This window comes from Brevundimonas sp. (assembly GCF_013823285.1).
Classification (GTDB): domain Bacteria; phylum Pseudomonadota; class Alphaproteobacteria; order Caulobacterales; family Caulobacteraceae; genus Brevundimonas.
This window is the reverse complement of the sequence record NZ_PNLV01000093.1, coordinates 1-9,389: the sequence shown is the minus strand read 5'-3', so window position 1 is coordinate 9,389 and position 9,389 is coordinate 1. Positions and strand designations below refer to the sequence as shown.

The window sequence follows — 9,389 nt, the reverse complement described above, 5'->3', positions numbered from 1 at the left end:
GCGGCGCCTCGGGGATGACAAGGGGGTCGTCCTGTGACGGCGGTGCGGGCGCCGGGTCGGGGGCGAGAGAGGGGGCGGGCTGGTCGGCGCGGCGCCAGCCCTCCTTCTTGGCGCGCCAGCGGAAGGTGCGCAGGCTGACGCCGTGACGCTCGCACACCTCGGGCCCGCCGCCCCCGGCCAGATAGTCGGCCTTTGCGGCGGCGAAGCGGGCGCGGGCCTTTGCGGTGTCAAAGACGGGCGGGCTGTCGGGGAGGTATCTGAATTTGATGTCCATGCCGGACAGTGTGAGGCGCCCACGAGCCCGGCGGTGAAAAAGGCCGGATTTTGAGGGCGCGGCGTTGTTTTGCAAGGGATTGGCGCCGGAAATTGGGAGGATTTAAGGGGTGGTTGGGCGCGCGCTCATTTCGAGGTTCGGAACGGGCGTCGCTACCGTTTTGCTGGTCGCCCGATAACTGGCAACCTAAGACTGAAGGGATGGACAAGCGCCTCAATCAACTGACTAAGGACTATTGCGCGCTCATGCTGGACGTTCGCGTCCGAAACGATGCGATCAATAACATTCTGGTCGAACCGGGTCTGATGCCTCCGCGCCTTGTTAGGGAGTTCTGCTACCTGCAACTCCGCATGATCGCGGAGCTAGTTGCGCTAGGTTGCGTGGTACTGCATGACCAGCTTCCCGCGACGCAGGTCAAAAAGCTCCGCAAGGATTATAATGCAGACCGGATACTCAAAGACATAGAGGGATATGAGCCGGGCTTTTTCCCGCGCGCCATTGAGCGGGTGCGGGAAGTAAGTCCCGGCCATAAGGAAGTGGAGCCCGTACAGCCGCCCGTTATGACTGCTAGCGACTTGAGGCGAATATGGGGCCGGACAGGGGACGTGCTTCATTGGGGCACCGTCAACAAGATGCGGGAGCGCACAGACATTGATCCGAAGCACAAAGACGTGCGCCTCCTCCAGCGCAAGTTTGTGGACCTGTTGAGCGTGCATTTCGTCCTCACTGCCAAAGAGACGCAGCCCTTCATCTGCGAACTTCATAGCGCTGCCACTGGCGGTGTTCGTATGGTTGCAGTCGGTATTCAGCTCGATCCGTCCGACCCACGCCAATACCGGAGTTCCTAAAGTGCTCTAGGCTCTGTGGACGGGTGCCGATGCTCTGTGGCGGCTGTGTGGGAGAAATCAGTCTCAGTAGGCATACTGGCGCGGCTTAAAGCGCACGCGGAGGGTGAAATGCGACGGTTTCTGGGATGGGTCGAAGATTGGCGTGTCCAGTTTGTGTCAGGCATGGGTGCCTTCGCCGCTCTCGCGATCCTACTGAGACCTGGGCTTGGTTGGACGCCAGATTGGGCCGCGCTTTCAGCGTTTGTCGCTGCTTTTGGCGTGTGGATACTCTCGACGCTTAGGGCCGCAGTACCAAAATCCCATCCGAGCGACGTGCGACTATTCGGTGATATCGAAGCCACCATTACTCATGATGAGCGTCAGTTCCTTCGTCAGCACGATTTCTTGAATGAGTTTCTCCCCAATCGCTTGGCCGGCTCGCGACGCGTCTACGCTGACTGGGATGGTCCGAGGTACAATTTTCTCGACAAAAAGCTGAATACGGAATGGCTTAAGGTAAGAAGCTTGCTCAGTGATTTCTATTTTTTGATTGTGCGCGATACCGCACCTATGCGCGGAAATGTCGATTTTCAGACAGTGAGAACTAGTCGTGGGGAGGACGTTACCCATCAAGAACATCAGGAAGCCAAAGGGCTAAACACTGCAGCCTCGGCTCTGGCAGGTGCTCTGGATCGTTTTGAGGTCATTGCGAGAACCCGGCTCAATGTCTGAGTTTTACGTCGCGCTCGTGCCTAACCCTTCAGTCCGTCGTCAACAGCACGCAAACTCATATCAAGCCTGCGAAGCGCGCCTGCTCCCTCCTAAGGAAAAGGCAGAGTAAGGTGCACCGACTCTCCCCCCTTGTATGGATGTGTGCGTGTTTAGAGTTCTGATTTCCGGCCTTGTTTTCCTGTCACCCGCCCTGTCGGCCTGTGAGCGGCAGGGGCGGGTGGATGAGGCGGAGGCGGCGGTTCCGGTCGCCCTGGCGCGGGCCGAGCCGGTGGTGGTGGATCGGCTGCCGCAGTTGTCGGCGCGGATCGAGGCCCTGCCGGTGACGGGCGGGTTCAGCGGGGCGGTGCTGGTGGCGCGGGGGGACGAGGTGCTGTTCCGCAAGGTGTACGGCACGGCCAGCCATGAGCGGGACGAGGCCATGGCGCTGGATACGAAATTCCGCATCGCCTCGGTGTCGAAACAGTTCACGGCGGCGGCGATCCTGCGGCTGCAGGACCAGGGGGTGCTGAGCGTGGACGATCCGGTGTGCCGGTGGATCCAGCCGTGCCCGGACGCCTGGGCGCCGGTGCGCATCCACCATCTGCTGAGCCACACCTCGGGCATTCCGGACCTGATGCAGCGGCCGGGCTGGGGCGAGATGCGGCGGACGCACCAGACGCCGGAGCAGCTGACGGCGGCGTCGGCGGAGTACCGCCTCAGCTTCGAGCCGGGGACGCGCATCCGATACTCCAACGCGGGCTATAATCTGGCGGGCGCGATCCTCGAGGCGGCCACGGGACAAGACTATCACGACTGGCTGCGGGTCGAGTTCTTCGACCCGCTGGGCATGGACGGCACCGGGTTCGACGACGGCTCGGTGGAGACGGCCATGGGCTATGCCTGGCTGGCGGGCGGTCGGACGCCGCAGCCGGAGTCCAATGCGTCCATCGTCTATGCGTCGGGCGGGCTGTATTCGACGGCGGATGACCTGATGGTGTGGACCCGGGCGCTGCACGGGGGGCGGCTGCTGTCGGCGGAGAGCTATCGCCGCATGATCACGCCGCACAATCCGCCCGATGACGAGGGCCCGCGGGGACGGCCGCCGCGGGGCTGGGGATACGGGCTGTACATGGCGGACCTGGGCGCGCGGATGGAGCCGGGGTTCCTGGCCGGGCAGATCTATCACACCGGCAGCTGGGCCGGGTTCCGGGCGCTGGTGACCTATCATCCGGCGCAGGATGTGACGGTGGTGGCGCTGTCGAACTACTACCACCAGAGGGACGCCCTGTTCATGGCGACCCAGTGGGCGGTGGCCGAGGTGATCGGGGCGCCGCTGCCGGAGCGGATCGCGCCGAGCTGAGGGAGAGATGGGCATGAGGATGGTGATCGCCGCCGCGGCGGTGCTGATGAGCGCCGCGCCGGCCTGGGGGCAGTCTGATGAGGAGGCTGTGGGGGCGGTGCTGGACCGGCTGCATGGGGCGGCGTCGGCGGCGGACGGGGCCGCCTATTTCGCCCTGTACACGCCGGATGCGCGGTTCATCGGCACGGATGCGGCGGAGCGGTGGAGCCTGGAGGAATTCCGGGCCTATGCGGCGCCGCACTTTTCGCAGGGGCGCGGCTGGACCTATGAGGCGACGGCGCGGACGGTGACGATCGCGGACATCGACTGCCGCTGCGTGGCCTGGTTCGACGAGGTGCTGGCGCATGCGTCCTATGGCGTGCTGCGCGGGTCGGGGGTGCTGCGGCTGACCGACGACGGCTGGAAGGTGGCGCAGTATGTGCTGAGCTTCGCCGTGCCCAATGACGACGCCGAGGCGGTGGTCGGGGTGATCCGCGGCGGGGCGGAGTAGGGCGACCCAGGCGCGGCGACGGCCGCCTTACGCAGATTGACGCGGCCCCCACATCTTTCGATAGTGCGGCGCGGGGCCTCTGCAACCGGCTCAGCTGTGTTCCCTCGACACAGGCTGAATCGCGCCGTGCGGCTGCGCCATAAAGGTCGGTATCGGGGGCGTGAGCCGTGAGCAGAACACTGGACACCCTGAGGGCGGCGGTCGGCGGTCCCCGGACAGCCCGGCGCGCGCTTCTGGTGATGTTCCTGGGCCTGGTCGTGCCAGCGGTCATCGCCATGGGAATCCTGGCCGCCGTCCTCTTCGCCGAGACACAGCGGACCTACGAGAATCAGCTGGTGGCCACCACCCGCGCCCTGTCCCTGGCGCTGGATCGGCACATGCTGCAGGGGGAAGCCGTCCTGCAGACCCTGGCGGCGTCACCAGCCCTCGCCGAGGGCCAGCTGCAAAGCTTCATGGAGCAGGCGTCCGCTTCGGTGGACGGCGGCGCCGCCTGGGTTTCCCTGAGAGACGGTCAGGGACAGGTCTATAATTCCCGACGGCCGGACGTTCCGCTCGGAACGCGGTTGCCGGCGCGTCCCTGGCCCGACGATCTGACCCACGAACCCCGACTCTCGGACCTGTTCAACGGGCCCGTCAGTCGTCAGCAGGTCATCGCCATTGATCGACTCGTCCAGGTGGGCGGCGAGACCATGGTTCTGTCTTACATGCAGTCGCCCGAGGCCTTGCAGATTCTCTTCGCCGACCAGCAGCTCGAAGCGAGCTGGACAGGCTCCATCATCGATCGCAACCAGGCGCTTGTCGCCCGCTCCCGCGAAGCCGATGTGTTCCGTGGACGCAAGCCGACCCCGGACTTCCTGCGCGCCATGCAGGAAAAGCGGGAGGGCGTCGCCCGGACCAGAACCCTGGACGGGACCCGGACCTTGTCGGCGTTCAGCCGTTCGTCGACCACGGGCTGGACCTTCGTGGTGGGCGTGCCGAGAAGCGAGGTCTACGCCACTGCCTTGCACGGCGCCGCCGGCCTGTCCCTGGTGGCGCTGGCGCTCGCCGTCGGCGGGGCGGTCCTCGCCTGGGGAACATCGCGGGCGCTGGGCAGCGACGCCGGTGCTCTCTCCCGCGCCGCCGCCGCCGTGTCGCGCGGCGATGTGGCGCAGGAGGAGCGGCTGCGTTTCTCGGAGTTCGAGGCGGTGCATGCCGCCCTCCGGTCGGCTTCGGCGACCCTGCTGGCCCGGCAGGCCGCCATAGATCGGCATGATCAGGAGCAGGTGCTGCTCATCAACGAGCTGAACCACAGGGCCAAGAACAGTCTGGCGACCGTTCAATCGCTGGCCATTCACACATTCCAAGGATCCAGCGAGCCCAGGGTCGGCGACTTCATCGAGCGCATCCTCGCCCTGTCGAGAGCGAATGATCTGCTCACGCGGCGAACATGGGATGCCTCGCCGATCAAGGTTGTGGCGCAGGCGGCGCTGGAGCCCTACCTGAACCGCATCACCCTGGCGGGCCCTGACGCGAACCTGCCTCCCGGCGCCGCGCTGGCGCTCACCCTCATCCTGCACGAACTGGCGACCAATGCCGCGAAGTACGGGGCCCTCAGCGTCGCAGCCGGCGCCGTGCGGCTGGAATGGGAGGTCAGGGAGGACAGCCTCGCGCTGACCTGGAGGGAGACAGGCGGACCGAAGGCCGAGCCGCCGCGCCGCAAGGGGTTCGGCTCCAGGTTGATAGACCACAGCGCGCGCACGACCTTGCATGGCGGGGCGCAGGTCAGATACCTGGACAGCGGTTTCGAGTGCGACATCGAAATCGGAGCGGGGGCGCTGGCCAAGAGCGGCGGAGGCGAGGCGGCGGGACGCTGAAGATCGTCGCGACGCGACGCTTCCGTGGCCGAACGTCGACCTGAGCCGTGCGCCCATGGGACACGGGCGCCCCTGGTCAGACCCAGCCTCATCCATCGGGCCCGGCGCCGGATTTCTCGGAACCATGCGTCAGGCGTCTTGTTCCCTACCCTGACCGGGGGGCTGCACCCTGGACGTCCATTTAACCGACAGGGAGGCGGGTCATGCAAACCCCACGTTATGAGTTCATCGGCTGGGAGGCCTTGATTGAAGTCTGGACGCCCAGAGTTCTGGGCGCCCTTCTCATTCTCGTGGTGGCATGGGCGGTGGGCAAGGCGATCAAGTGGGGACTGGCGCGCCTTATCGACCGTGCGCCGGGCGCCGGGCGCATCAATGCGGACCGGGAGCCGCGCCATTCCTTTGGTGCGGACCTGGGCGAAGTCGCCTTCTGGCTGGTGCTGTTGTTCGGCGTGGTCGCGGCTCTGGGGGTCCTGAACCTCGGCGGCATGGTGGCGCCTCTCAATACGCTGCTGAACTCCGTGGCAGGCTTCCTGCCCAACCTGCTGGGCGCTGCGCTCATCTTCTTTGTCGGCTTCGTTCTGGCGACCCTGGCGCGTCGATTGACCATTGCGGCTCTGACAGCCGCCGGCGCCGAGCGCTGGGTGGAGCGGGCCGGCGTCGCTCGAGCGACAGGTTCCACGGGCCTGACCCCGGCCCTCGGAACCCTCGTGTTCGTCCTGATCATCATCCCCGTGGGGATCGCCGCCCTCGAGCAACTGGGCGTCGATACGATCACCCAACCGGCCGTTTCTGTTCTGACCATGGTCCTGGCCGCCCTGCCCCGGGTGCTGGCCGCGGCGATCGTTCTGGCCATCGGGTGGTTCATCGGTCGCTGGGTCGCCTCGCTGATCGAGCGGATCCTGCCGGCCACGGGCTTCGATCGCAGCCTGTCCGGTCTGACCACCTTCGCCGCCAGTGCGCGGACGACGTCGACCCTGTCTGCGGGGGAGGACGCCGCCCTGACGGCGGCGCCGCTGACGCCGTCCAGGGTGGTCGCGGGCATCGCCCTGTTCGCCATCGTCGCATTCTCGGCGATCGAGGCCGCGCGGCTCGTGGACTTCGGCGCGGCCGCCGGAATCATCGAGAGCATTCTCGAACTGGCCGCCCGTGTCCTGTTCGGCGCGGTGATCATCACGGTCGGCGTCATCCTGGCCGACATTCTCGCAGGCCTGGCTGCGCGCGCGACCGGGCAGGGCAACCGCTTCGCCTCGACGCTTGTGCGGTGGACCACCATCGCTCTGGCCGTCGCCATGGGGCTGAGCTTCATGGGCATCGCCGATGAAATCGTGGTTCTGGCCTTCGGACTGATCCTGGGCTCGGCGGCCGTCGCCGCCGCGCTCGCTTTCGGTCTGGGCGGACGCGAGTGGGCCGGCCGAATGCTACAGCGCTGGACGGAGACTGCGCCGTCTCCCGCCGCGCCGCGGCCCAGAACGCCGCGCCGCCCACCCTCGACCGACACTGTCTAGTTCGGCTGAACGCCCGCTTCATCCGGAAGCGGGCGTTCGTTTTTTGCGGAATGCACGACCCGGAACTTCCGGGGTCCGAAATCGGCGCCGCTTCGGGCCAGAGCGATCGTTGACCGAAGGTCGGGTTTCGCGCCGGGGCGTCAATGGATGGGGGCGGGTCGGGCCCAAATCCGGACCGGGACCACCGCCCTCCGGCCCATCCCCTTGCTTTTCCGGGGCCAGCACCCTAAATGCCCCCGCACTTCGCACGTGGGCGTGGCGCGTTCCGGGGAGACATCCCGGTTTGCTCCGTTCCGAGGGCCATTTTGGCCTTTAACCGCCCACGCTAGGTTCGATCGGAAAAAGGACAAAACGATCATGGCTCTGCCTGAATTCTCCATGCGCACCCTGCTTGAAGCCGGCGCGCACTTCGGCCACCAGACGCACCGGTGGAACCCGAAGATGGAGCGCTACATCTTCGGCTCGCGCTCCAACATCCACATCATCGATCTGTCGCAGTCCATGCCGCTGATGCACCAGGCCCTGCTGGCCGTGCGCGACGTGGCGGCCAAGGGCGGCCGCGTGCTGTTCGTGGGCACCAAGCGTCAGGCGTCGGATCCGGTGGCCCAGGCCGCCAAGCGCTGCGCCCAGTACTACATGAACAACCGCTGGCTCGGCGGCACCCTGACCAACTGGCGCACCGTGTCGGGCTCCATCGCCCGCCTGCGCGAGCTGGACGGCATTCTTGAAGGCGGCGGCGACGGCCGCAACAAGAAGGAGCTGCTGACCCTGCAGCGCGAGCGCGACAAGCTGGAGCTGTCCCTGGGCGGCATCAAGGACATGGGCGGCGTGCCGGACATCATGTTCGTGATCGACACCAACAAGGAAGCGATCGCGATCCTGGAAGCCCGCAAGCTGAACATCCCGATCATCGCGATCCTGGACACCAACTGCGATCCCGACGGCATCACCTATCCGATCCCGGGCAATGACGACGCCGCCCGCGCCATCCAGACCTACTGCGACCTGATCGCGGACGCGGTGCTGGACGGCCTGGCCACCGGCGCCGCCGCCTCGGGCGTGGACCTGGGCGCCATGGAGAACCCGGTGGAGCCGGCCCTGCGTGAGAAGGCTCCGGCCGCCAAGGAAGAGGCCGCCCCGGCCGGAACCGAAGGCGTCGCCGCCGAGATGGAAGCCAAGGCTGAAGAGCCCAAGGCCGAACCCAAGGCCGAAGAAGCCAAGGCTGAGGAGCCCAAGGCTGAAGAGGCTCCGGCTGTGGCTGACGAGGCCGCCAAGGAAGCGACTTCGGACGCCAACGACGCTGTCGAGACCGAGAAGGCCTCGGCGTAAGCCATCACGGTTCCCGGTCCTGAAACACCGGCGTCACGCTGGACAGGACCGGGTCCCCGCTTTCGCGGGGATGAGCGGAAAAAGATGACCCATCGACGCCTGATGCGGCGGTGGAACGAGAAACTGACATACGGTCGGGGTAACGCCCGGCCGTTCCCGCATACGAAATTCAGGAGAGAGACCATGGCCGAGATCACTGCCGCCCTCGTGAAGGAGCTTCGCGAAAAGTCCGGCGCGGGCATGATGGATTGCAAGAAGGCGCTGGTTGAGACGGGCGGCGACGTGGAAGCCGCCATGGACTGGCTGCGCACCAAGGGCCTGTCCAAGGCCGCCAAGAAGTCCGACCGCGTCGCGGCCGAGGGCCTGGTGGCCGTCGCCAGCCGTGAAGACGGCAAGGGCGAGACCGCCGCGGTCATCGAGTTCAACGCCGAGACCGACTTCGTGGCCCGCAACGAGCTGTTCCAGAACGCCGCCAAGGCCTTCGCCGAAGCCGCGCTGGACGTCGAGGGCGTCGAGGGCGTCAACGCCGCGACCCTGTCCGGCGGCAAGACCGTGCAGGACGAGGTGACCAACCTGATCGCCACCATCGGCGAGAACATGCAGGTGCGCCGCGTGGCCCGTCACTCGGTGTCCGAAGGCGTGGTCGCGTCCTATGTGCACAACGCCGTGGCCCCCTCGCTGGGCCGCATCGGCGTGCTGGTGGCGCTGGAAGGCGCCGCGGACAAGGCCGCCCTGCGCGACCTGGGCCGCAAGATCGGCATGCACATCGCCGCCACCGCGCCGCTGTCGCTGAACACCGACGACCTGGACCCGGCCGCCATCGAGCGCGAGCGCGCGGTGCTGACCGAGAAGGCCAGGGAAGACGGCCGTCCGGACAACATGATCGCCAAGATCGTGGAAGGCCAGATCGCCAAGTTCCAGAAGGAAGTGGTGCTGTCCAAGCAGCCCTTCGTCATGAACCCGGACCAGACCATCGAGCAGCTGGTGGCGGACTCGGGCAAGGAATTCGGCGCCGAGCTCAAGCTGGTGGGCTTCACCCG

At 66.4% G+C, this 9,389-nt stretch carries 8 protein-coding genes and 1 pseudogene; 8 read left to right on the top strand and 1 reads right to left on the bottom strand.

Annotated elements, in window-relative coordinates:
* A partial coding sequence (locus C0461_RS11675) for a hypothetical protein (RefSeq protein WP_292107111.1) occupies window positions 1–274 on the bottom strand: 274 nt, incomplete at its 3' end.
* A 200-nt stretch (window positions 275–474) separates the two neighbouring features.
* Here C0461_RS11675 and C0461_RS11670 point away from each other — a divergent pair.
* From C0461_RS11670 to tsf, 8 genes and pseudogenes are all read left to right on the top strand, one after another.
* Window positions 475–1,122: a hypothetical protein gene (locus tag C0461_RS11670; RefSeq protein ID WP_292107108.1), complete on the top strand. Its 648-nt coding sequence runs from the start codon at window positions 475–477 to the stop codon at window positions 1,120–1,122.
* A 108-nt stretch (window positions 1,123–1,230) separates the two neighbouring features.
* A complete protein-coding gene (locus C0461_RS11665; RefSeq protein WP_292107107.1) occupies window positions 1,231–1,833 on the top strand; it encodes a hypothetical protein in 603 nt (200 codons plus the stop codon).
* A 145-nt stretch (window positions 1,834–1,978) separates the two neighbouring features.
* The gene (locus C0461_RS11660) at window positions 1,979–3,172 is read left to right on the top strand and encodes a serine hydrolase domain-containing protein (protein WP_292107105.1); all 1,194 of its coding nucleotides are present in this window, start codon (window positions 1,979–1,981) and stop codon (window positions 3,170–3,172) included.
* 13 nt (window positions 3,173–3,185) lie between these two features.
* Entirely contained in the window at window positions 3,186–3,662 is a 477-nt protein-coding gene (locus tag C0461_RS11655; protein ID WP_292107104.1) for a nuclear transport factor 2 family protein, read from the top strand.
* A 167-nt stretch (window positions 3,663–3,829) separates the two neighbouring features.
* On the top strand, window positions 3,830–5,515 hold the full coding sequence (locus C0461_RS11650; protein ID WP_292107102.1) for an HWE histidine kinase domain-containing protein: 1,686 nt from the start codon (window positions 3,830–3,832) through the stop codon (window positions 5,513–5,515).
* Window positions 5,516–5,718: 203 nt separating this feature from the next.
* A complete protein-coding gene (locus C0461_RS11645) occupies window positions 5,719–7,020 on the top strand; it encodes a mechanosensitive ion channel (protein ID WP_292107100.1) in 1,302 nt (433 codons plus the stop codon).
* Between the two features lie 357 nt (window positions 7,021–7,377).
* Window positions 7,378–8,175, top strand: a pseudogene (gene rpsB, locus C0461_RS11640) (30S ribosomal protein S2); the annotation flags it as partial.
* A gap of 357 nt (window positions 8,176–8,532) precedes the next feature.
* A partial coding sequence (gene tsf, locus C0461_RS11635) for a translation elongation factor Ts (protein WP_292107099.1) occupies window positions 8,533–9,389 on the top strand: 857 nt, incomplete at its 3' end.